The 24,485-nt window shown below is 41.1% G+C and carries 23 protein-coding genes; 18 read left to right on the top strand and 5 right to left on the bottom strand.

Annotated features, from left to right (window positions below; genetic code table 11):
- Position 1: 1 nt before the first annotated feature.
- The 3 genes from NST74_RS12780 to NST74_RS12790 all read left to right on the top strand — a co-directional run bounded on the left by NST74_RS12780 (position 2) and on the right by NST74_RS12790 (position 3,304).
- Positions 2-685 (top strand): N-acetylmannosamine-6-phosphate 2-epimerase, encoded by a 684-nt coding sequence (locus NST74_RS12780; protein ID WP_341112364.1) that lies wholly within the window; start codon positions 2-4, stop codon positions 683-685.
- Between the two features lie 19 nt (positions 686-704).
- Positions 705-1,700 (top strand): ROK family protein, encoded by a 996-nt coding sequence (locus NST74_RS12785; protein ID WP_341112365.1) that lies wholly within the window; start codon positions 705-707, stop codon positions 1,698-1,700.
- Positions 1,701-1,897: 197 nt separating this feature from the next.
- A complete protein-coding gene (locus NST74_RS12790) occupies positions 1,898-3,304 on the top strand; it encodes a GNAT family N-acetyltransferase (RefSeq protein ID WP_341112366.1) in 1,407 nt (468 codons plus the stop codon).
- A gap of 312 nt (positions 3,305-3,616) precedes the next feature.
- Here NST74_RS12790 and NST74_RS12795 read toward each other — a convergent pair whose 3' ends face one another.
- A complete protein-coding gene (locus tag NST74_RS12795) occupies positions 3,617-4,153 on the bottom strand; it encodes a GNAT family N-acetyltransferase (RefSeq protein WP_341112368.1) in 537 nt (178 codons plus the stop codon).
- A 278-nt stretch (positions 4,154-4,431) separates the two neighbouring features.
- Between NST74_RS12795 and NST74_RS12800 the strand changes: the two genes are divergently transcribed.
- Complete coding sequence (locus tag NST74_RS12800; RefSeq protein WP_341112370.1) at positions 4,432-5,628, top strand: copper amine oxidase N-terminal domain-containing protein; 1,197 nt, start codon at positions 4,432-4,434, stop codon at positions 5,626-5,628.
- A gap of 184 nt (positions 5,629-5,812) precedes the next feature.
- Positions 5,813-6,001, top strand: a complete 189-nt coding sequence (locus NST74_RS12805; RefSeq protein ID WP_082650979.1) for a hypothetical protein — start codon at positions 5,813-5,815, stop codon at positions 5,999-6,001.
- 134 nt (positions 6,002-6,135) lie between these two features.
- Here NST74_RS12805 and NST74_RS12810 read toward each other — a convergent pair whose 3' ends face one another.
- Entirely contained in the window at positions 6,136-7,425 is a 1,290-nt protein-coding gene (locus NST74_RS12810) for an adenylosuccinate synthase (RefSeq protein ID WP_341112372.1), read from the bottom strand.
- 113 nt (positions 7,426-7,538) lie between these two features.
- On the opposite strand from NST74_RS12810, the gene NST74_RS12815 reads away from it, so the two are divergent.
- From NST74_RS12815 to NST74_RS12840, 6 genes are all read left to right on the top strand, one after another.
- A complete protein-coding gene (locus tag NST74_RS12815) occupies positions 7,539-8,417 on the top strand; it encodes a LysR family transcriptional regulator (protein ID WP_042132132.1) in 879 nt (292 codons plus the stop codon).
- Between the two features lie 45 nt (positions 8,418-8,462).
- Positions 8,463-9,704, top strand: a complete 1,242-nt coding sequence (locus NST74_RS12820; RefSeq protein WP_341112373.1) for a molybdopterin-dependent oxidoreductase — start codon at positions 8,463-8,465, stop codon at positions 9,702-9,704.
- 220 nt (positions 9,705-9,924) lie between these two features.
- Positions 9,925-10,677 (top strand): hypothetical protein, encoded by a 753-nt coding sequence (locus NST74_RS12825; RefSeq protein WP_341115882.1) that lies wholly within the window; start codon positions 9,925-9,927, stop codon positions 10,675-10,677.
- 13 nt (positions 10,678-10,690) lie between these two features.
- A complete protein-coding gene (locus NST74_RS12830) occupies positions 10,691-12,379 on the top strand; it encodes a vWA domain-containing protein (RefSeq protein ID WP_341112374.1) in 1,689 nt (562 codons plus the stop codon).
- A gap of 24 nt (positions 12,380-12,403) precedes the next feature.
- Positions 12,404-13,543, top strand: a complete 1,140-nt coding sequence (locus NST74_RS12835; protein WP_341112375.1) for a toxic anion resistance protein — start codon at positions 12,404-12,406, stop codon at positions 13,541-13,543.
- Between the two features lie 125 nt (positions 13,544-13,668).
- Positions 13,669-14,391: a sensor domain-containing protein gene (locus tag NST74_RS12840; RefSeq protein WP_341112377.1), complete on the top strand. Its 723-nt coding sequence runs from the start codon at positions 13,669-13,671 to the stop codon at positions 14,389-14,391.
- 87 nt (positions 14,392-14,478) lie between these two features.
- Here NST74_RS12840 and NST74_RS12845 read toward each other — a convergent pair whose 3' ends face one another.
- Positions 14,479-15,267 (bottom strand): tyrosine-protein phosphatase, encoded by a 789-nt coding sequence (locus tag NST74_RS12845; protein WP_341112379.1) that lies wholly within the window; start codon positions 15,265-15,267, stop codon positions 14,479-14,481.
- A gap of 196 nt (positions 15,268-15,463) precedes the next feature.
- Between NST74_RS12845 and NST74_RS12850 the strand changes: the two genes are divergently transcribed.
- Together NST74_RS12850 and NST74_RS12855 are read left to right on the top strand one after the other, a co-directional pair.
- On the top strand, positions 15,464-16,285 hold the full coding sequence (locus NST74_RS12850; RefSeq protein ID WP_341112380.1) for a DUF2785 domain-containing protein: 822 nt from the start codon (positions 15,464-15,466) through the stop codon (positions 16,283-16,285).
- Between the two features lie 97 nt (positions 16,286-16,382).
- Positions 16,383-17,774 carry an alpha/beta hydrolase gene (locus tag NST74_RS12855; RefSeq protein WP_341112381.1) on the top strand — a complete coding sequence of 464 codons (1,392 nt, stop codon included), beginning with the start codon at positions 16,383-16,385 and terminating at the stop codon, positions 17,772-17,774.
- A 148-nt stretch (positions 17,775-17,922) separates the two neighbouring features.
- Here NST74_RS12855 and NST74_RS12860 read toward each other — a convergent pair whose 3' ends face one another.
- On the bottom strand, positions 17,923-18,651 hold the full coding sequence (locus tag NST74_RS12860) for an SDR family oxidoreductase (RefSeq protein ID WP_341112382.1): 729 nt from the start codon (positions 18,649-18,651) through the stop codon (positions 17,923-17,925).
- A 163-nt stretch (positions 18,652-18,814) separates the two neighbouring features.
- Here NST74_RS12860 and NST74_RS12865 point away from each other — a divergent pair, with 163 nt between their 5' ends.
- The 5 genes from NST74_RS12865 (at position 18,815) to NST74_RS12885 (ending at position 23,806) form a co-directional block, all read left to right on the top strand.
- On the top strand, positions 18,815-19,153 hold the full coding sequence (locus tag NST74_RS12865; RefSeq protein WP_042127099.1) for a winged helix-turn-helix transcriptional regulator: 339 nt from the start codon (positions 18,815-18,817) through the stop codon (positions 19,151-19,153).
- 28 nt (positions 19,154-19,181) lie between these two features.
- Positions 19,182-19,694 (top strand): hypothetical protein, encoded by a 513-nt coding sequence (locus tag NST74_RS12870; protein ID WP_341112383.1) that lies wholly within the window; start codon positions 19,182-19,184, stop codon positions 19,692-19,694.
- A 75-nt stretch (positions 19,695-19,769) separates the two neighbouring features.
- A complete protein-coding gene (locus tag NST74_RS12875) occupies positions 19,770-20,132 on the top strand; it encodes a BlaI/MecI/CopY family transcriptional regulator (RefSeq protein ID WP_042127103.1) in 363 nt (120 codons plus the stop codon).
- A gap of 2 nt (positions 20,133-20,134) precedes the next feature.
- Complete coding sequence (locus tag NST74_RS12880) at positions 20,135-22,204, top strand: M56 family metallopeptidase (RefSeq protein ID WP_341112384.1); 2,070 nt, start codon at positions 20,135-20,137, stop codon at positions 22,202-22,204.
- Positions 22,205-23,209: 1,005 nt separating this feature from the next.
- Positions 23,210-23,806, top strand: coding sequence for an amidohydrolase family protein (locus tag NST74_RS12885; protein WP_341112385.1), 597 nt, complete (start codon positions 23,210-23,212; stop codon positions 23,804-23,806).
- 130 nt (positions 23,807-23,936) lie between these two features.
- On the opposite strand, the gene NST74_RS12890 is transcribed toward NST74_RS12885, so the two are convergent.
- Positions 23,937-24,470 carry an SRPBCC domain-containing protein gene (locus NST74_RS12890; protein WP_341112387.1) on the bottom strand — a complete coding sequence of 178 codons (534 nt, stop codon included), beginning with the start codon at positions 24,468-24,470 and terminating at the stop codon, positions 23,937-23,939.
- Positions 24,471-24,485: the final 15 nt, after the last annotated feature.

Below are 24,485 nucleotides of genomic sequence, written 5' to 3' on the forward strand. Positions count from 1 at the left end.
AATGATGACTCGAATGAGCGATATCTTTCCGATGAAAGGTCTGATCGTATCATGTCAGGCACTTGAGCATGAGCCGCTTCATGGTGGGGATACAATGGCAAAAATGGCAAGAGCAGCGGTTCAATCAGGGGCAATTGGTATCCGGACGAATGGAGTTCCAGATATTGTAGCGATCAAAGAAGAGGTAAATGTACCGGTTATTGGACTAATTAAACGGGATATTCCCGGATCAGCCATATTTATTACGCCAACCCTTGAAGAAGTGAAAGCAATTATCTCCGCAAAAGCGGATATTGTTGCTTTAGATGTTACGAATCGGGAAGGACGCTTTGAGTCGGTTAAGCCTTTAATCGCATATGCCCACCAAATGGGTGTGCTTGTAATGGCAGATATATCGACTTTGGAGGAAGGATTGGCATCGGAAGAACTAGGTGTAGATTTCATTGGCACAACACTTTCCGGCTATACACCTTACAGTACACAGCAAGAAGGACCAGATCTTGTTTTGCTTCAGCAATTATGCGAGTTCGTGAATATTCCCGTAGTTGCAGAAGGGCGGATATGGACACCGGAGGATGCGGCGAGAGCTAAGAAGGCTGGTGCAGCTTATGTTGTGGTAGGAAGTGCGATTACAAGGCCACAGTTAATCACTTCACGATATGTCAAAGCCGTTAGTGATTGCTGAGACTTAAGGAGGCGAGTCCGTGTCAGAAGGTTATGATCCTCATATGGAATATGTTGTTGGAGTAGATATCGGGGGAACGAAAATTAATGCTGGGCTCGTTACATCATATGGGTACGTAGTACATACTGTAAGTCTGAGCACAATGGCTGGGTTCACGAAGACCGTGGACCGAGCTATTCAGGCTATTCAAAAGTTAATGAATGAAGTTACAGCGATCCATTCAGGGGTAAAGATTAAGGGGATTGGCGTAGGAACGGCAGGACAAGTCGCTTGGGAGGAAGGGAGTATTCGCTCGGCCTCAGAGCTTATTCCTGGGTATGCTGGGACAGCTTTGAAAGCGGTGCTTCAGACTCAGTTCCAGGTTCCAGTGATCGTTGATAACGACGTGAATGTACTAGCATTAAGCGAGAAATATTTAGGCGCTTGTATAGGTGTAGAAGACTTTATTTGTCTTGCACTTGGAACGGGTGTTGGTGGGGCAATTGTTGTAGAGGGTCACCTTGTCCATGGTTCTTGGGGTGGGGGCGGAGAGTTAGGCCATATGTCTGTAGATTTCAAAGGACCGGCATGCGTTTGTGGCGGGAGAGGTTGTTTAGAAAATTATGCTTCGGGTACAAGCATTGCTCGTCGGATGCGGGAACAACTAACTTTAAACAATCTGCCACTGGATAACTTAGACTCGCGGGACGTGATCGCGAGATGGAGAGAAGGAGACCCTCTAGCTACAGAAGTAATGGAAGAAACAATCGCAGCACTTGGATCTGCTATCGCTTCTTTTATTCATATTTTTAACCCTAAGGTTATTGTTATTGGTGGTGGAGTGGCTGAAGCAGGGGAGATATTATTCGAAGGAATAAGAAGAGAAGTAGCAACGAGAACGATGCCCTCGATGTTGGAAGGCATTCGAATTGAAGCGGCTTATCGTGGCAATTTCTGTGGAATGATCGGTGCGGCATTACAGATCTGGGAGTACGGGGGACCTCCCCTTCCTTCTGGTAATGAAGGCTTTATCTAAATCTCTTGATTAAATAGAATAATTTACCGATAATGTTAAAGGGGATGAGAATGAAGGTCAAATCTTTCTGGAGTCCCTAATCCGTTTATAAGGAGTGATGATGTTTGAGTACGAACAACACCACAATGAAGTCCGAGAGAGGTCAGTATTCGTAAGGGAAGAACACCTCTCAATGACTACGGGAGGCACTATCGGAAATGATGACGTTAATGAACATGGTACGGGGAACAGAGAACGATCTACCTGCCAATGAAATGATCAAGTATTGGAATCATGAGCTTGGATCTATGAAGTTTGTAAGGGCTAGCAGCAATTTTATTTATACGTTTCAATCGAATAATAAGCAATATTATTTAAGGTTTACTCACGAAGAAGATAATACTGCTGAGAATATCCAGGCAGAACTAGATTTTATGATGTACTTATTGGACCAGGGCTATGATACTGTATCACCAGTACGCTCCAAGCAAGGGAATTGGATAGAGACTCTTTTAACTGAAAATGGTAGATATCACGGGGTTGTTTTTGAACAAGCCGCAGGGGATTATGTTCCGCTTGAAGAGATGTCGGAGCTGCAGTTCCAACATTGGGGTCAAACACTCGCGCGATTGCATCATCTATCCGAAACTTATGCTCCGAGCACGCCCTCGCGTAAAAGTTGGGTTGATTCACTTCAGTTTATTTTATCTGTTTTAAAAAGACACCCTGAGGAGTTTAAAGCGCTTAAGGAATATGAGCGAATTGAAGCGTGGCTAAGTAAGCTCTCTTTTGGCGTAGGACATACGGGACTCATCCATTTTGACTTTGAGACAGACAATATTTTTTATATGAAAGAAAAATCACGTTTTAATGCGATTGACTTCGATGACTCTATGTATCACTGGTTTGCGATGGATATCTCTTCAGCCTTAAGAGATCTATCCAAGCAGAATGATGAGGAGAGCAAGAGGAACATCGATTTTTTTGTTAGTGGTTATAGATCCGTAAAACATTTAGATGATGAATATGTCAAGCTATTACCAGAATTTCAAAGGTTCTCTGACTTATATGGATTCGCCAGGTTGCTTCGGAGTTTAGAGGCGTTTGACGTTTCTACTAGCCCTGAATGGGCACTACAGCTTAAATCTAAATTGGAAGGCGTCTGTGATCGTATTCGGGATGGCTTTCATCCTCATGTCGAGCTGAAGACAATCCATGAGAATAACTGGTATGCCTGTACTCAATTAGAGGTTTCCAATGAGCAAAAGACGGTTTTTCCTGTACCTGTTGTTTATTGGTTGGCAGAATCGGCTTATTGCGGAATGACTCCATTAGCTTTATATGCAGATGAAGAATTGATAGGTTTCTCTGTGTATAGTGTTGATCCTGAGGACGGAAGTTATTGGGTAATGGCTTTTATGATTGATCAGAAGTATCAGAATAGAGGATTCGGTAGAACGGGAATGGATGCCTTGATTCGATATATAAAAGCCGAACATCACTGCGACAAAATCGTTATTGGTCATCGAATTGAGAACGAGCGTGCTTCGAATTTGTATGAATCTCTGGGGTTCGTTGAAGTGAGCAGGGATGAGGTTGAAGTTATACGTGAGTTGGTAGTGTAAAGAGAAAAGAGGCCGTTCCAAAAGTAGTTTTTGTACTAATTGGGAGCGGCTCTCTTCTTGTTATCTTGTAAATCAAGCCCCAATTGATGATCTAAGAGAAGCTCCAATTGAATAATTAGGGAATTTCTCCCTGAAATTATGAGATTATTGGTCAGTAGATTGATAATTAGGGAAAACCTCCCCTAAATTCCTCTGATTTGTTGAAAATCGAAGGAATTAGCCTAATTTATAGGGAAAAATTCCCTAATTTCATTCATTATCAGCGGATATCGACTTTTTATAGGGAGTTTTTCCCTAATTAGTTTTTAACCATTAGATATTACCCCACTCCTGCTCCAAAGAGGAATAGATAATCTCGTTGCACCATTGTTGATTACAGAATCTAGTCTCCCTAAGAACCCCGTCCTTAATCATTCCCGCTCTAATCATTACTTTCTCTGATTGAAGATTCTCTGCATTGGCATAAGCAACAATTCTATGTGCGTTTAGGTATTTAAAGGCGTAATCTATCAAAGACTTCACTGCTTCAGTTGCATATCCCATCTTCCAATATTCCGGTAGTAGGACCCAGCCGATTTCCCATTCTCTGATATCTTCCCAGTTTAACTTTATACTGACATTACCGATGGGCTTCATATCCAGCTTTGTACATATTGCGAGATCATAATTTCCCCGTGGATCGCTGGTTACTTGAGACAATATCGAATGGAAGTCATCCTTAATTTGTTTTGCATCAGGTGCGGTGTTTTCATATTTGTAGGATAAAGGATTCTGTTCTAGTTCTTCGTAAAAGGAAGAATCATTACTTGTATAATCTCTTAAGATTAATCTGTCGGATATTATTTCCACGAATATAACACTCCTAGTCTAAGTCTTTGATTTGTGGCTTATATACAATGATTATTAATGGTTATCTTTGATGATCACTCCCAATTTAAGATTATAAATGGTAGACGCTGTAATGCTTGCTCTGTAACTTCTTGTAGATTCATCTGATTCCCTTTATTTTTCATAATATTTACACATTATAAAAATATAAGCTTAACAACCTTCCATTTTTATCTACTAAAATAGTGAAATTGTGATAAAGTAATATTGGTTTATTTACTAGAGGGGGATTTTGGAAAATGAAAGCTATTAAATGGAGTATTGCAGCAGTACTAGCAGTATCTATGTATGGTCCAATTCATACAGCGAAGGCAGCAGATGCGAATAGCACAAATGTAGTGAACGAACAGTCGAGTTCTAGCACGGACGATTTGATTTTTCAAATGGATTATACGGATATGACCGTTGGAGATAAGGTTCCAGTGCAGATTTTTGCAAAAGGGCCAGATGGCTCATCCGAACGTGTTCCTTTGTCTCAAGCAGATATGGTGATCGAGAAGCCTTACTTATTGCAAAAGCTGCCAGATGGCTCAATGAAAGCATTAGCCGTTGGTGAAACAAATGTAACCGTACGTTCAGGAACTAATTCCAAAACGTTAAAGGTATCTATCAGTGCTGATAAGGACATCGAAACAGGTGTATTAATCAGTGGCACGATGTATTTGCCTGTACAATCCACATTTAAGAGCTTGGGTGCAACTATTCAGACTAACACAGCCACTAAGACCTTTAGCATTCGTTTGGGAGATTTGCCTATCCAACTTCAGCTAGGCAGTGATATTGCTATGGTGAATGGGAATAAAGTGAAAATGAGTGGTAAAGTGCAAACCGTGGATGGAGGAGCTGTATTCCCTGCAACCCTCTTAAAAACTTCATTGGGAGCAGTGTTGGACTTTGGTGCTCATTATGAGTCTTTGAACATCAATTTCGGTAAAGCGGAGTTATTTGCGTATACGAAAAATACGTTAAAAATAGCTAAAAGAGAATCTCAAGGGGATCTCGCTAAGCTAATCGGAAAGACTTATTGGTTCAACCAGTTTGACTCCGACTATAAATTCCAAAAAGCAACGATTGTTGATATTCTAGTGAACGACGATAATGAGTTTGCGATTTCTTTTCAATTGGCATCAGGTAAAGTTGTAGAGACTTATGATATGGAATATGATCAGGTCACTCGCGTTCTAGCAAACAAAGAGTATTTCTTTACGTCTGATCCTACCAAAATCTATAAATGGTCTAATGCGATTTGGGCCAAAATCAAGGCGGGTACAATTTCGACAGGGATGACGAAGCAGCAAGTAGAATTAAGCTGGGGCACTCCAATTGATAAATCAAGTCTATCCGGCAGTGGAATTACAGTTGAGACTTGGCAATATAGAAATTATAATTACGTAACCTTTACAAATGGTGTTGTCTCTATGATTTACACAAATTAAGTTATCTTTAATTATCCGATTCTAAACAAAAGGACGTCTTCTTACTAGAAGACGTCTTTTTTATATTCTACAGGAACTTTTGAATGTCATTAATCATACAACCTGTCCTTGCAGCATATCTTTTGAAAGAAGCACTTTCAGAATGAAGTGTTGACTATTGTTGACCGAAATGAGGGGTTCATTCATGGCAAAGTCCAAACGCGGACATGCACTATGGAGTTTACCATCCAGAGGAAGAGGCACTTGTCCGGTCTGTCAGAGCACACGGATTAAGCTGCTTTATCCGAAAAGAAAAACGGATGGAACAGTTGTTAAGGTTTGTAAGCGTTGTGACAAGGCGCCACAGACGAAAGTGGATGCAGTGTTGGTGTAAAAGAGTAACGCAAGGATGCCTAGTTGCAGCTATATGCATATTGCATGTAGGTACAACTAGGCATCCTTATTTTAAAAATATATAAAAGTACCGGCCTTATAAGGACACCGAAGGCGTTTAGGCTTGTGATAAGATTATTTCAGCGTACGATGAATGACCTGATCACGTCTAGGACCTACAGAAACTGTAGAAATACGTATTCCAATAGACGTTTCAATAAAGTCTACGTAACTTTTTGCTTGCTCCGGCAGCCCATCGAAGTTAGTGATATGTGAAATATCGCAGTTCCAACCTGATAAATGCGTTACTATCGGTTTTGCTGTGTAAAGCTTATTTGTGGCTAGAAACTTGTCGGTGATTTCTCCATTTTCAAGCTCATAAGCAACGCAAACCGGAATCTCATCTAAATAACCAAGAACATCCAGATTGGTCAACACAACCTCTGTTGCACCTTGCATCAAGCATCCATAGCGCGTAGCTACGGCATCAAACCAGCCCATACGTCTAGGACGACCGGTCGTTGCTCCAAATTCCCCAGCATCGCCACCTCGTGTGCGAAGTTCATCCGCTACTGGACCTTCCAGTTCAGATACAAAAGGTCCGGCGCCTACACAGCTGGAATAGGCCTTCGTTACAGCAATGACATTCGTGATGGCAGCCGCAGGAAGACCTGCTCCGACAGGTGCGTAACCGGCAAGTGTCGATGAAGAGGTGAAATAAGGATATATACCGTGATCAGGATCACGCAGAGCGCCTAATTGCCCTTCAAGTAGAATTGTTTCTCCTTTCGTATAAGCTTCTTGCAGTATTTCTGTTGTATTGGCAACGTAGGGTGCCAATTGCGCAGCTTCCTTTTGCAACTGAGCCAGTAATTCCGAGACTTGGATAGGGGCTTTCTTATATAAATGCTCCAGTAATACATTTTTTGAAGCAAGTAATTGATTAAGACGTTTCTCCAGTTGAGCTGGATTAAATAGATCCGCAACCTGTATGCCGAGCTTCGCATATTTATCCGCGTAGAATGGCGCTATTCCTCGCTTGGTTGAACCAAACCCTTGTGATCCCAGACGTTCCTCTTCCAGCTCATCAAATAAACGATGAACCGAGAGCACGATTTGAGCACGTTCAGATACGTATAACTTCGGCTTTGGAACTCCTCTTTCTGCTAATGCTTGTAATTCCTTTATTAATACTTCAGTATCAAGAGCTGTTCCTGGTCCAATAATGTTTATTACTGAAGGGTTAAATACACCAGAGGGCAGCATATGGAGTGAGAATTTTCCGTACTGGTTAATGATAGTATGACCAGCATTACTTCCACCTTGAAAACGAACTACATAGGAGGATTGAGCGGCTAGGACATCCGTCATTTTTCCTTTGCCTTCATCTCCCCAGTTAGCTCCTACAATTGCGATTACGGTCACGCGATTACCTCCCAAGCTTGTGATTGCCTACAGGTCTAAGTATAATGCTAGATAGAACATTAGAAAAATTGATATATGTTATATCTATTATAAGGTGAGGTAATGACTTGGGGATGGACATCAACTTGGAATGGTATCGTTCTTTTTATTGGGTAGCACAAACAGGCAGCTTAACTGCGGCAGCAGAACGGCTGAATATCACACAACCAGCGGTGAGTCACACGATTAAGCAATTGGAAGAAAAGATGGGTGGTTCCTTATTTTTTCGCACCTCAAGAGGGGTGGATCTAACGACAGAAGGCAAAGTACTGCTTCGGTTTATTGAACAAGCCTTTCAGAATGTGGAGATGGGTGAGCGAGCGATTGCTGAAATGAACAATTTAAATAGCGGTGAGATTCATATTGGAGCAAGTGATACACTCTGCAAATATTACTTATTGTCTTATCTGGAGCAATATCACGAACAATACCCCAATGTCCGTATTCATATTACGAATCGAACAACACCGGAGACCCTTGCGCTTCTAAAAGAAGGGAAAATTGATTTCGGCATCGTTAGCTTACCGGCATCTGACAAACAGATCGAATTTCGTAAAAGTAAACGGCTTCAAGATTGTCTTGTAGGTGGCAAAGGCTTTCGTCATTTGGCAGACAAGACGATGCCGCTTTCAGATATCAAGCAGTACCCATTGTTGTTCCTAGAGCCAGGTGGCAGCACAAGAAAGTATATAGATGGGTTTCTAGCCTCCAATCATGTGACAATAACACCAGAGTTTGAATTAGGCAGTGTGGATCTTCTTGTTCAATTCGCTTTGCGTGGCTTTGGTCTTGCTTTTGTTATTCGTGATTATGTTACGGAAGAATTAAAGAGTGGAGAACTCGTAGAAATCCCTTTAGACCCACCGTTTCCAGAGCGTAATATTGGAATTGCGACCCTTCGAGGCGTTCCACTCTCTGCTGCGTCAAAGTCTTTTCTAACCTTATTGGACTAAATTAAATCTGGTGCAGAATCTTTCACATGAGGAGGAGGATAGGTTATGAGCGGTATGCTTGGTCGGTTACGTAAAGGGTATGGGAAAAAACTGCGGGCACTTCACACCTGGAACGGCTGGATCGTCGTAATTTTAGCTTTGACGGGGCTTGTGCTAGTAGGCGGTTTCTGGCGGGGGTTCCTTGGTGAAGGCAGGGTATGGATTAAAGGCTTGCACATCGTGGTAGGTATCGTCTCGATCCTTCCTGTTATATATTATCTTCTGCTGGCAAGTAAACATTGGAAGCAGTTAAAGGAGAAACCTTGGCAGCGATTCAATGTACTTGTCGTACTCTTTCTGTTGCTTGGCTGGTTCGTGTCCGGCGTGTTATTATGGCAGTTCCGTAGAGTTGGACCGCAAGTCTCTAATCTTGCTTTGGTCATTCATGATGTACTGACCTGGGTTGGACTGCCTTATATTATCTATCACTCGCTTACTCGTGTGAAATGGCTAAAGGAGCCGAATCGTCGGACCATCAAGAGTGAAAGTATCGGGAGTACCGATTCTACCTCTCAGGATACCCCGCAACCAGTCTATACGCGTAGGGCGTTCATTCGCGGGACGATCGGTGTAGGACTTGCTCTTACAATCGGCCCCTCATTTGTAAAATGGTTAGGCAGCTCGATTGGAAAAATCGGCGGCAGCGAAACGATCGATAACTTAATCGAGAATGATCGTAATCAGCTGTTACCAGTACCGCAGCCTCTGGCGGCATCCTCACCACCTCTTGGGGGTGGGTCACAGGGTCAATTCCGTGTTTATACCGTAACTCCAATTCCGGAGTTCACGAACGATAATTGGTCCTTTAAGGTAGATGGTCTTGTGGAGCAGAGCTTTACGTGGAACTGGGAGCAATTCGTTCAATTACAGCGGACGGTTCAAGTAAGTGATTTTCACTGCGTAACAGGTTGGTCCGTCTACAAGAATACCTGGGAAGGCATTAAACTAAAGGAGCTTCTACAACAGGCTGGGGTGAAGTCAACTGCAAAGACGGTGAAATTCTACTCCGGGGATGGGGTATATACAGATACGCTTACGCTGGATCAGGCGGATATGGACGATGTTATGGTTGCGGTTATGCATGATGGAAAACCGATTCCAAGCGATCTCGGTGGACCGGTTCGGCTAATTGTCCCCAAAATGTTCGCTTACAAATCAGTGAAATGGCTGAACCGGATTGAACTGATCGAAGGAGAGCATACAGGCTATTGGGAGCAACGTGGATATTCGAATGACGCTTGGGTATAAATTGAGTTTAATAACCTTAATGGGCTTTAGGCCTGTTAAGGTTTTTTTGTGATTATGGACGTAATCACAGAAATATTTCCATATATATAGAAGTGAATCAACGAGGGTCCAGAGATAACCCGTGGATAATTAGTATTTTTGTAATAAAAAGGAGTTTGATCCGTTATTTTCTGATAAAATGAAGAAAGCAATGGAAAAAGTTACCGGATCAGTTAGGGAGGTGTGTTTGTTGAACGTTGCGAGATCCGCAAAGCTATTAGGGCTTATCGTTGGCGTGGTGTTCTTGAATATTTTTGTATTGTCTCCAGGACTTTTAGGGGTAGAAATCGGCGGAGTAAGTGTCTTTGAGACAGCCTCCGGTGTGACATTAGTAGTAATCAGTCTACTTGTTGTTCTTTATGGAAGTTATAGTTTGCTTTTTAAACCTTCGCTGGTTCCACCTGTCAAAGAGATACAGACGCATGAGGACTACATATCAGCGCTCACACAATACAGAAATGTAAAGGTGCTGAAGAAGGATATTACTCTTGCTTTGGATCAACTAACCCGATTAGAGAAGAAGAAAAATACGTTAGTGGATGTTCTTAGTCAACGATTTGAGCAATCGGAGTTAAGCTTCAAGAAGTTTAATGCGGTTAGTTTTGAAGTAGAGAAGCTCTTCTATTTGAATATCCGAGGGATCCTTAATAAGTTGAGTGTATTTGACGCTTCGGAATTCTCTCTTTTTGCCAGTCAACAGAGACCTGCGCAGTTCTCAGATAAACTGGTGCAGAAAAAAACGGCTCTGTACAATGAGTATTTGGCTTATGTGACCGGGTATCTCGGAGCAAACGAGGAAATTTTGCTGAAATTAGATCAACTGCTACTCGAAATATCGCTACTAGACAGCACGAATTATAAAGATGTTGAAGATATGCCTTGTATGAAGGAGATCGATGAATTGATCAAGCAGACGAAATTCTATAAGCAATGAAAGGAAGATGCGAATGGCTAGGAAAGGGAGAACTTTTGTAGTACTCGGGGTTATAACAGTGGTCGTTTTTGCACTTGTATACTTTGGAATTACCTTAACAACTAATTTAGGTAAAACCACTAGTGAGGTCTCATCGGAAGATGCAGGTAAACAGCTGGATAAACTTTATAAAAAAATTAATGTGAATACCGCGGAGCAGGTCAAAGGACAAATCGATCTTGATCCTGTAGCTATTGGCGACTCCTTGCCGGATATTTCTAAATTTCCTATATCAGTGACCAATACAACGGATAGCTTCGTTGAAATTTTTTCATCGACAGAGAAATCAGGAACGGGTAATGATGGATGGCTTAATGAAGTGGCGACAGATTTTAATAATGCCAATGTAGAGCTGAATGGGATACCTGTTTCAGTTAAGATTCGCAATATAGCTTCAGGCACAGCGACGGATTACATAAGGTCTGGAAAGTATATACCTGATGCGTTTACACCATCCAATGAGTTATGGGGCGAGATGGTAAAAGCGAACGGGATAAATACACAGCTTATAACCAATCGTCTGATTGGCAATGTAGCCGGCATTGTTACGAATAAAACGAAATATGATGAGTTAGTCGAGAAGTACGGTTCTTTAAACGTCAAGACGATTACAGATGCGATAGCGAATAATGAATTGTCTATGGGTTACACAGATCCATTTGCCAGTTCAACAGGGTTGAACTTTCTTGTGACTGCACTTGGGACGTTTGACAGCTCTGATTTGCTTGGAGAGCAAGCGGTTCAGGGCTTTGAGAAATTCCAAGCGAATGTTCCTTTTATCGCATCAACTACTTTACAAATGCGTGATGCGGCTAAAACTGGGAAGCTGGATGCTTTTGTGTTAGAGTACCAAATTTATGCAAATGCTCCCGAACTAAAGGGCAGCTATGTATTTACTCCTTTTGGTGTAAGACATGATAGTCCGCTTTACGCATTAGGTGATCTACCACAAGAGAAGCTGGACATTATTAAGAAATTTGCAGAGTTTGTAGAACAGGATAAATATCAGCGTTTGGGTGAGGAAAAAGGTTTTAACGGACTGAATGACTATCATTCAGAGGTTAATCCAGTGGATGGCAGTCTTTTATCCTCGGCACAAAAGCTGTGGAAGGAGAAGAAAAACGGCAATAAACCCATTGCGGCAGTATTTGTAGCTGATGTCTCAGGTAGTATGAACGGGGAGCCTTTAAATCGCCTAAAACAATCATTATTAACGGGACAGAAGTACTTGGGCAAGGATAATAGTATTGGTTTTGTTTCCTACTCCGACAACGTTACGATAAATCTTCCAATTGGCAAATACGACACGAATCAGCAGTCGATGTTTGTTGGGGCGATAGATAGTCTTCAGGCGAATGGGGGTACAGCGACTTTTGACGGAATTGTAGTGGCACTCAAAATGCTTCAAGACGAAATGAAGATAAATCCGGAAATCAAACCTTTGATCTTTGTATTAAGTGATGGGGAGACCAATGAAGGTCATTCACTGAATGATATCAGGGGTTTAATTGAAACCTATAAAATTCCGATTTACACTATTGGCTACAACGCGAATATTAAAGCGCTGGAGAGCATTTCAAGTATTAATGAAGCGGCTAACATCAATGCGGATACAGACGATGTAGTCTATAAAATCGGTAATCTGCTCAATGTCCAAATGTAAGCTAAACTTGTTAGGAGGGGTTCTATGTCTTTTACGATGGAAGTGGTAAGTCCGGAGAAATTGAAATCAGCGATTGAAGAACAGGTTAAACCTGAGCCACAGGAAGTAACGCAATTGAAGGAAATGGCAATAACCAATGTCTCGACGATCTTGGAGCTGGATTTAGAATCCTTGGAGAAGCGAAAAGAAGTGCTGCAATCCATAGACAGCTTCGGGATGAGCACCATGAGATCGTCTTCAGACAAGAACTCTCTTTTGCAAGTATCTGTAGGGAATTTATCGAAAACAGGGGATGAAGGCGGGCAAGTGGCTAAAGGATTAACGGAGCTGAACCTCCAGTTAAAAGATTTAGACCCAAGCGCAGTGGACTTTGCTAAAAGCGGTCTGTTAGGGAAGTTTTTTAACCCATTGCGGAGTTATTTTGCGAAGTATCAAAAAGCAGATGCTGTAATCTCAGATATTATCATTTCTTTAGATAAAGGCAAAACCGTATTGAAAAACGATAACACTACGTTAGAGTTCGAGCAGCAATCGCTTAGGGAGCTTACTAAGAAGCTACAAAAAGAGATTCAACTAGGAATGCTGATGGATCAGGAGATCGAATCTCAACTGGAAGCAGCTAAGCTACGTAATGAGTCCGAAGAAAGAGTAAAGTTCATAACGGAGGAGGTACTATTTCCTCTACGGCAGCGTGTGATGGATTTACAACAGATGCTGGTTGTGAATCAGCAGGGAATTATGGCGATTGAAGTGGTCATACGAAATAATAAAGAGCTGATCAGGGGGGTGGACAGAGCTAGAAATGTTACGGTTTCAGCCCTGAAAATCTCTGTTACGGTGGCAAGTGCACTCTACAATCAACAAATCGTATTGAAAAAGATTGAACTCCTAAATCAAACGACCAATACACTAATAAGCGGTACCTCAAAAATGTTAAAAGATCAGGGGGCGGCGATCCATAAGCAATCCCTTGAATCAAGTATTTCTGTAGATACTTTAAAACAAGCCTTCACAGATGTGCTGTCTGCTTTAGATTCGATAAGTACGTATAAGCAGGAAGCTCTTCCTAAAATGCGTGAAACCATTAACCAGTTCAGAGAGCTGGCAGACAGCGGTGAACAGCAGATCGTGCGGCTGGAGAAGGGGAATAAGCTTGGTTTGTAGCTGTTGCAGTCTAAATCCATCCTAGCCTTTAGTCTGGTAAGACTCCGGTCCTAAGACTGTTTTTAGCCTTCTCTTTCTCACGTATAATGAGATTAATTGATAACGTGAGAGGAAGGACATAAGAAATGAACGATAAGTTGTACACAATGCCGATGGGAGCGTTAGATTCCATGCAGATTCCAGCAGAAGCGAAATCACAATCTAAACCCGGCAAACGTAGATCAAGTCCCAAGACCTATCGGAGTATTTTGTATTTTATAATCTCATTACCGATTACGATAGTATATTTCGTATTTATGGTGACAGGGTTAGCGTTATCCATCGGATTAACCCCCATTTTCATCGGTATTCCTTTATTTTTTGCAGTAGCCAAAGGATTGGATTACATCGTACGATTTGAGCAAGAGTTAGTAAGATCATTGCTGGATATTCCTAGACCGAATGAAGAGCTTAGAACGGATATGAAGCAAGAAGGAGCAGGCTTCTTGCAACGAATGAAGTTAGGTTTTGATGGTGCAAAATTCGCGCGTAACATCATGCTAATTATGGGACGGTTTGTATCCAGTATTATCTTCTTTTCATTAACGATAACGGTGGTAGCAGCTGCGCTTGGTCTAATTACACTACCTGTGCTTCATCAGATTTTCCTGCAAACGATGGATTTGAACATTTTGGAGAACAGTGTGTTTGCCTTATTTAATATCGACTGGACATTATCTCAGCAGTACATTTCTTATGTTGTAGCGGGACTCGTTGTTGCCGTGATCGCAACATGGGTGATTAAGTCGTTGATGGATGTACAGCGCAGAATGTTGTTTGTATCTTACGAGGAAGAACGTCAGTATTAAACGGAAAGAAGCGTAGCTCTTCAAGAGCTACGCTTTTTATATTTACTATCCCTATCTTAATGAATTAGTTCATCGCTCAACAAGTTATTAAGCTTCTAAACAGTAGGCTTGTAGCTGCTTGCGCTTGTCTGCAGTCATGCCAAATTCCTGTACGAGAAAAACCTCTACACTTTTATATCGCGCGTCGATGGCAGAGAAAATGGCTTCCATGAATTCTCTGCGTAATATAAGCGCAGCCATAACAGTATCTACTTCTTTCGGTGATAGATGTTGTGAGGCTTGCTTTTTTATTTGTTCATTCATAGGACCGAGTGTCTGATTGGAGAGCAAATAGTCTTCAATAATCGTCTCTCTCGGAACTCCGAGTGCTAGGAAGATGAATGCTGATCCAACGCCAGTACGATCTCTTCCACCGGCACAATGATGCAGGATACTAAATTCATCTGGAAGCATAATGGTTGCCATAAGTCGCTTAAAGGAAGGGTTATTAAAGGCCATATCCAAATACATATTAACCAAGAAGTCTGTCGTAAAATGTTCAAGGAATCCAGAACGAACCACATCTCTCATGTCTCCAGGAACCTCTTGCTTTAGCGCAGGTACACAAATGTTATTAACTCCTGGAATGACTGGATCTGGCTTTAAACGAACCTCTTCTATCCCTCGATAATCAAATATGGTCTTAATTCCAAGTGATTTAAAGAGCTTTATATCTTGATCGGTCATTCCTGTTAATTCGGCTGATCGAAAAAATAAGCCGTATTTGACTTTTCGGCCATCCGAGGTGGTGTATCCGCCCATATCTCGGAAATTGAGGACGCCTTTAAAGGGGAGTACACGATGCTTAGAATCTGTTTTTTCTAGTTTCTGGTTCATTTTCGTACCACCTTTGGTTGGTTATTGAATAGGCTATTCTAAAATGTAGAAAGGGTGTCGCTTAATAATAAAAGTGTGCCATTAATACTATATATAGTATCATGTTAAGTGCCAACAATCCGAAAGGATAGTGTGACATTTTACAAACTAATGTTATTACGCTGCATACGGAAAATTTCTAGTAGGAGTGTGTAAAATGAATTTAAAAGAAAAGTTGATATTAATAAAAGAAAATGACTACCAAGCACCTCCCGATACATTCCAGTTGATACAAGAAATGATACATAACATCGGTTCTGTGGATGCAGAGCTACGTGATGAGCTAATTTATACAACCTTATCATACTGGATTCCTGGAAATTCTCTTACTGAAAACGAACTAGAACAACTACTGCCCGTTATTTTGGATAACAACCATTTGCTTTTTAAGCTTGGCGAAATAAATACAGACTCGGTCTTCACTCGTTCTTTCTCTATGCTAGTCATACCCCTCCTTTTCATGAGGCATAAAGAATCGCCATTTCTCTCAAGAGAGCAAATTCATCAGATAAAAGATAAGGTATTTTACAATGTACAAAAAGAACGAGATTACCGTGGGTATGACGAAGAAAAAGGCTGGGCTCATGCCATAGCTCATGGAGCAGATGCTTTAGATGATTTGGCTCAATGTTCCGAACTGGATGAAAATGACCTCTTAACGATCCTCGATTTGGTTTACGATAAAGTGACCATAACAGATCGAATATACTCTGATGGGGAAGATGAGAGAATGGTAAGATCCATAATTAGTGTGCTAAATAGAAAAATACTTAGTCAAACTTATGTAGAGCAATGGATTCAAAGTTTTGGTGAAGTGGAGAAAAATTCAGAATTTCTTCCTGCCTTTAGGCAAAAAAATAATATAAAGAACTTTTTGAAAAGCTTATACTTTCGAGTTAAGTTTTATAAAGTAGATGCGAATCTCTGCCCAACGATCGAGCAAACTTTATATAAAGTTGAGAAAGTATACTACTCCTAAGTGAACAATCCACTTGTGAAAAAATGTTCATAATCCCATATAAATCCTGTATAATGAGAAGTGTGAAAACGTTTGAACAATAATCAGGAGGGGTTCTATGCATTCAAGTGGATTATTTAAATGGAGCTTTTGGGGACTTGCTGTATTATTTTTGTTAGCGCTTTCGGGATGTTCCGGTAACGAAAATGTAAATGAAAAAGTTGCTACTTCACCAAACCCCACTCCAACGATAAGCAATACTTCTAATGCATCGGATAGCCCAACCAGTGTGGAGGTGGCAAAAGGTACCGTGCACATCGAAAATATAGGTGAGCGGAGAATATTTGTTTATTTGCCTGCAGGATATGAAACTAACAGCGAGCGTTATCCCGTTGTGTATATGCACGATGGGCAGAATGTTTTTAATACAAATACCAGCTCTTTAGGCAAAGAATGGAGAGTTGAGGAGATCATTGATCAGCTCGTTGCTGATGGAACTATGGAGAAGGTTATCGTGATAGGAGTCGCTTCAAGTGATGGATCAGAACGGGGAATGGAGTATGTTCCATTTCCGGATGAGTCTATTCCTTCGGATGGAACGAGTGCAGAGAAATTTACCCAATATTTTATCAATACAGTTATTCCTTATGTCGACGATGCTTATCGGACCATTCCCGATCGGGATCACCGTATGATTATGGGATCGTCATTCGGTGCTATTCAGGCATTGTGGATGGGTTATCAACATCCGGAGACCTTCTCAGCGATAGGGGCTTTATCCCCTGCCACTTGGGTAAGCAATGGGCGTATATTGGATGAGCTGGCGAAAGAGACAGGGAAGCCTGCATTGAAGATTTGGCTCGACATGGGTGTAACCGAAGGAATGCCAATTGATCCGCTTGTGAATGTATTAAAGTCGAAGGGATTTGTATTAGGCAAGGACCTATTCTTTCAGATGGACCCTCTGGGTACACATGAAGAGAAGTCATGGAATAGACGTGTACATAGTCCATTGATTATGTTCGCCGGGAAAGAGGCTGTACAAAAGAGCAAGCTTGAAGTAAGCGACTATCTGACATTACTCTCACCGGAAGCACTCGATGTGCGCCTTAATTTAATAGCCACTATGGATAATGGGATGGATTATACAATCCTTGACGGAGTTGGATATGAAGTGTTGAATCCTGAAGCGGGGCAGATAGATATGGCAGGTAAGGTGAGCTTCCTGAAACCGGAATCCTTGAAAGTTAATGTTTCATTTCAAGGTGTTATTGAAGAACATTTGGTTAACTATGAGCATTATGTAAAGGTATTTAAAGTTTATGTGAAATCTCTTGATGTTGACGAGAACGGGAATGAGTTCTCCATTAACCTAAAGGCTTCAGCTCGAAAAATTAATTCAACTCCTGAATATATCACAGCGCTAGTGAGGGCCGCTGAAAAAATCGGTATATATAAAATTAAGGAGATTCAGGAGGATGTAATTCTTATAATCTTTAATACGAAGTAGTCATAGAAATTCATATTTGAATTTCCTATCATCCTAACTAAGGGAAGCGGATTCCCCGGCTGATAATCAAGGGATTTCTCTCTAATTCTTTAAACTAAAAGGAGCTGACTCAATAAGTAGCATTTCCTACTTATTGAGTCAGCTATTTTTATCGCAAAATATACCCACCATCCGGAAATAGGGTGCTTCCCGTAGTATAGTTATTTGTCATCAAATAAATGGTTGTATGTGCTGCTTCGTCGGCATGGCCAACCCTGCCAAGGATATTCATATTCGTATATTCATCGTAAGCTTTATCTCTAGTTTCCTGCTCTGCACCTTCCCAATTAAAGTTGGTATGAATGGTCCCTGGGGAAATGACATTTACCCGAATCGGAGCTAATTCTACTGCCAATGCTTTACCCAGACTCTCAATCGCGCCGTTACAAGCTGCATAAGATGCACCGTCTGCAAGTGGTCGTTGACTGAATGCGCCAGACATCAGAACAATGGAGCCTTTAGGATTAATATATGGGATCGCGTATTTCACAGCATTATATTGAGGCCAGAACTTTGCATTAAAGCAGCTATGAGCAATCTCTAAGCTTGAAGTAATGGGTCCTCTAACATAGGAGGCGCCCGGAGTAAACAAATGATCGAAGTTGCCGATTTTTTCGAAAAAAGACTTTAAGTCTTCTTCATTTTGATTATCAAGCGAATGAATTTCGGTAGATTCGAGCCCTAGAAATTGTTGAGCTTTAGCTAGTTTATCTTGAGAACGACCGGCGATAATGACCTTTGCACCTTGGTCAACAGCTTGTTTGGCGGTAGCTAGACCGATCCCCGAACTTCCACCGATGATGACTACGCGTTGATTTTTTAATGAAATAGTAGACATGTGTATCTTCTCCGTTCATAGTGAAATGGACTTATTATTTCTGTTTTTTATTATTAGATATAAAAGAGAATCTGCACAGTACGCACTTTTTTCGTACTAGGTACGATTGTTCGTACTAGCTGATTAGAAAACACAGCATATGGCTATCGAAAGAGGGGATCACATGGATTTGCTGGAACCGAGATTGACCGGAGTGCTAACAACGCTTGAAAAGATCGGTGGAAAGTGGAAGCCGCTTATTTTGTTTATTTTATTGATAGATGGCACGAAACGATTTGGTGAACTAAGGAGAATCATCCCAGCAGTCTCACAGGGAACATTAACTAAGCAACTCAGGGAGCTTGAAGAGGATCAACTTATCGATCGAGTTAGTTTTCATGAGCTTCCACTGAGAGTGGAGTACAGTATTTCAGAACATGGCAAATCGCTGATTACTGTTTTGGATAGCATGTGCGGCTGGGGAAGGATGCATCAGGAGTATCTAAATAATACAAATAAGTAGGAGGGCGGACCTTATAATAAATACTATTTTGCAGGAACCAACGGGTCAGACCTACAAGACATTGATACAGATTGCTATGGAAGTGTGTGATGAATTTATTTTGGTTAAACGTGATCAGATGGAGTTAGAGCCAGAAGGATATGAACTACTGGAACTGCTTCAACCTTTTCTCAAAAAGATCATTAAAGATGATTATTGGCCGGGGACTCGGCTTATGGGACATTATGCAGATATTTATTTTTTTCATTGTTCTCCTGAGGCGGTTGATTTTCTACTATCCTATTCCACCAGCTTATACTCATGGGTGCAGACCAGGCTGCCCGATGACCTTTGTTTTCTAAAACAGGGACAGCCTTGGTTAATCAATACAGCCCATGAGGGAGAAAGTCATGTTGTAACTGATGTAGAAGAGGAGCTTAACCGACTAGAAGAAAGCGGACTATTGTTCCGTGATTTATCTGTGTTTTACAATTTAAAAAAATCAAAGAGGCGATGTTTGCAAAGACATGGTCTTTTTGTTGTACTGAAAAATCTTTTATAGACAAAAAAATCTACAGGTTGTAAACTATTTCCAAACGGGAGGTCTAGAAGTTGTAGACCAGCAGGAGGAGTATGGATGAAGGATCTCAGGCTGACCGAAATGGAAGGAAAATTTGCGGAATTAATTTGGAAGCATGAACCGATCCCGTCAGGGAATTTGGTGAAGTTATGTGAATCCGAGCTGAACTGGAAGAAATCAACGACATACACAATGTTAAAACGACTTGAAGCAAAAGAGATTTTTATTAATGACAATGGTATTGTAGGTTCTCTTATCAAAAAGGATGACTTTTATGCGGAGCAGAGTAAGGAGTTCGTACAGGAAACCTTTGGCGGTTCGTTACCCAAATTTTTGGCTGCTTTTACAAAAAGTCGGAAATTAAGCGACACCGAAATAGAGGATGTTCTAAGACTAATCCACGAGCATAAGGAGGAATAACGGTGGATCAGCTGTTTGGACATATTTTAAACATGAGCATTACGGGAAGTTATGTGATTGTGTTTATCATCGTGGCACGGCTGTTCTTAAGAAAAGTTCCCAAGATTTTCTCCTATGCCTTATGGTCTGTAGTTTTGTTCCGACTTCTATGTCCGTTCTCTATTGAGAGTATATTTAGTTTTATCCCATCTGAAGTACAGAACACACCTCTGAATAAGCAATTTACACAAATGCCCCAAATCCAAAAAGTAATAAATACATCTGACCAAGCCGTAAATCATATATCAACCGCACCTGTATCCACTGAACCTGCTACCTCAGCTGTTATAACCCCTGCAAACTCAACTGACGCATGGATTAACATAGGCCAGTTTATTTGGTTGATCGGAATTGCACTGCTGTTCATCTATAGCATGGTTGCAACTGTTCGGCTCTCACGAAACTTAAGAACGGCAACACTTCTTTCTGAAAATATATACGAGTATAGCGGCATTACCACACCATTTGTATTCGGCTTACTTAAGCCCAGAATTTATCTTCCGAGCGGACTCTCCGCTAATGAAAAAGCTTATATCATCAAACATGAGCAAGTGCATATTCAAAGGTATGATCATATTATAAAACCTGTCACGTTCGCGGTTCTGTGTATACATTGGTTTAATCCATTGGTATGGCTTTCTTTTTATCTGATGAGTGATGATATGGAGAAGTCTTGTGATGAAAGTGTCATAAGACAGATGGGCAGTGGTATCAAAAAGGAATATTCGACCTCACTTTTGAACTTATCTACCGGAAAACGATTTATAGGCGGTTCACCGCTTACCTTTGGCGATAGCAACACAAAAGGGCGTATTAAGAATATTTTAAATTACAAAAAGCCTGCTTTTTGGGTTGTTCTAGTCGCAATCATTGTCGTGGCAGCATTGTGTGTGGGATTATTAAGCAATCCGAAAAATGATTCATTAACCGTAAAGGACTATGCCGAGCAGTTTATGGAGAAGAACATTACGAGTTATGAGAACAATTCAAATATTAAAGTGATTGACAGTAAAATTACTAAGCTTGAAAAAATAGCATCGTTCGACGATCTGCTTGCCACATCTTTGGAAATTTGGAGTTTAGAATATCGCTTGAAGCCGGATGATCCAAGTAAGCTGACGATGACAGAAAATATGGTCGATGGTTTTATTACCGAAGAAGGAAGCATGGGCAAGCCAATTCTTTTATTCTCCATTCTGAATTCGACACCACATTACTTGGGCGTAATCAAGAGCGGAGAGAATGATATGTCAACACCAGCCGGTCAGGAAATGGCAGTGCGTGTATTTCTTGAAGCAAACAATCAGCTTCCACATGAAACCTATATAGGGAATCACATGCTAGTGAAATTCCCTTTAACGACAGGTGAAACAAGCCAATTGTTGTTATCCCAGCCTGTTGTTCAAGGAGATTCAGGGATTTGGTGCGTGGAACGCTGGAAGGATACGAATGGGAATGAATATTACCATACCCCCCAAACCGATGATAAGATCGCTGAATATTATACCCGTCTGCAGGCGTTGGCTGATCAAGGGGAGGAGCCAGCTCTTCTTGATCCTTTACAGGTCGCTATGAATTATATAAGCAATGATATTGGAATGGGTCAGCATATAAAGCTGGATCAGCTAGTAGTGGATAATGAGGCTACAGCTGATGATTTTGCGATCACCCCCGAGAGTACGTTAAATGGATATGTTTTAAATCTTAGTTTGGAGAATAATTCCTTCGATTTTGATAACATTGAATGGCTGACGATGAAGGATTCTGCTCGTTTTAAAGGGCTGAATATTAATCCAGACGACGATATGCCTAATGGATTTTATATTCTCAACAAATATACGTTTACCGATCCATTAAAGGTTACAGATGAGACGAAATACTCCATAGTGGATGCTAATGTAGGTGCTCACAAAGAGGTTAGCAAGCAGGAGTTTATTGAATATTTCAAGCGATATACTGATTTTGTACCACCGTGTGTGATAACTACAAGAGACGGATATGTAACCAGTATCACTGAGAGATATGTACCGTGAAATAGCTATGTATGAATAAAGTTGAACTTATATTTATAGCGTAGAAGAACCCGCATTTGTTGCGGGTTCTTTTGCATGTTCTTCAGCATGTGTATCGGCGCTGGCTGATTTACGTTACCTACGGCACATTGTATTCGGTTTTTCACATACATTTGGCTGATTTACGTTACCTACGGCACATTGTATTCGGTTTTTCACATACATTTGGCTTATTACGTTACCTTCGGCACAATGTATTCTGTTTTTCGCATACATTTGGCTTATCTACGTTACCTTCGGTACATTGTATTCTGTTTTTCGCATACATTTGGCTTATTTACGTTATCTTCGGCACATTGTATTCGGTTTTTCACATACATTTGGCTCGCTTACGTTCCCTTCGGCACATTGTATTCGGTTTTTCACATACATTTGGCTCGCTTACGTTACCTTCGGCACATTGTATTCGGTTTTTCACATACATTTGGCTGATTTACGTTACCTTCGGCACAATGTATTCGGTTTTTCACATACATTTGTCCGTAAGCTCGACTAAAACATGTATACTAAGGATTTAAGGTTCGCTCGGTCCGTCATCCCAAAGAGGCGTGTGCTTAATTAAAACAGGGCCTCCCATGGCCAACAGATGTATTTCTCCGCAATCTAGAAATTATAAAAATTCTATTATTGCAAGCATACATGCCTTCGGTGTTCTTAATAGAACGGTAGAGTCTAGGCCATTGGCAGACCCAACTATTTACGAAACTTATTCCGAGTGCATCTAGCTCGACAAGCTCTACCAGAGCGTACGCCTCGTGAAGACCAACCTGCATTAGATGCAGTACATGTGACACGGATGCACCGCCAGCTCCATTTTCTTATTTAATAATTACGTCACCTCCGGAAAGTTCTCCCTTTATACTGATCTAACAATTTACAAAATTTCATAGATTTAAAGAAACCTATTGATAATTATTCTCACATGAAGTGGCAGGCGCTTCTACGACGTCTCCAGTGGTATCCAAGGTGGCATGGAAAGCTAATGATCCTATGGATGGTTATCTTCCGCAAATCTATGATATTATCGCTGAATATAAAGCACCGATCTTATTGCATATTGATCCGCCAAACGGTGTTGCTGTCGCCAAACTTGAGCAAGCGTTGGAGGAACATCCGAAGACTATCATTATTTTTAGACATATCAATGCCTATAATACTCCTGAAGAGATTGACCGGTTGTTGTCCAAGCATCCCAATCTTTACGCTGATTTTTTTGCTGGGTTTTCCGTTTACAACGTTGAGGGTGGAAATAATCCCGAGCAATTTATTCCAGTTATGAAGAAGTTTCCGGATCGATTCATGCTCAGCACAGATTCCGGTTATGGGATTGGCAGTGAGAAAATTGCAATTGATGCGATGTACCAAATGCTTGATTTGCTCGATGATCCTAGGCTTGCCCGAAAAATAGCTCATGACAATTTGGATGCGATCATCAAGGCTCAACCGGCTACGGATACTCAGCTTGAGTTAATCCGGAAGCTAGAACAAGAAACGGGAACGATCTATCATGTAGAGAATTTGTCAAAGGCTGAAGCTGGACAAATTTTAGCAGAAACCAATTAGATGTGAGTATACACAGGGATAAAATAGCAATAGGACGAAGCAGCAATAAGCACTCTGCATCGTCCTATTTTTTACCTATATATTAGATAACCAACTTATTTAAGCTGCTGATGCTCCGTTCATGTCTTCTTTAGTTGCTCTTTTGTAAATTCTCAAGATGTACATCAAGATTATCAAAGGTTTGTGAAATACCCGGTAGCATACCCATATCGATCACTTGTTGTAGCGCTTCTGGAGAGGCGTATTTCCCGGTGTTAACCAACTTCGTTTGACCATCCAGTTCGATAAAATCTAGTTGGACTAGTGTTTCAGGCAGATCTTCTGAAATATTACCTTCTGCATCTGAGAACCAGTCTGTGTAAATAATTTGCTCCGGGATCGTAATTTCCCGATAAAGCGCCTTGCCCCAAGACTCCATGCCGTAGAAATCACCTTGATTCTTATCCTCACATTTCATGCAATAATGCCAAGTGCCTCCTGGACGAAAATCGACATGACATACAGGAAGCGTCCAACCTTTTGGCCCCCACCAATGCTTCAAATGCTCAGCCTCAGAAAAAGCCTTAAAAACTAGCTCACGCGGAGCTTTAAAAATACGCTCTAATATTAAAGTGCTGCCTTCAACTTTGGATACTAGTTGGTTAGTTGGGTTAGAATTTGTCATTGGATAGATCCTCCT

This window comes from Paenibacillus sp. FSL F4-0125, from assembly GCF_038008565.1.
Classification (GTDB): domain Bacteria; phylum Bacillota; class Bacilli; order Paenibacillales; family Paenibacillaceae; genus Paenibacillus_AQ.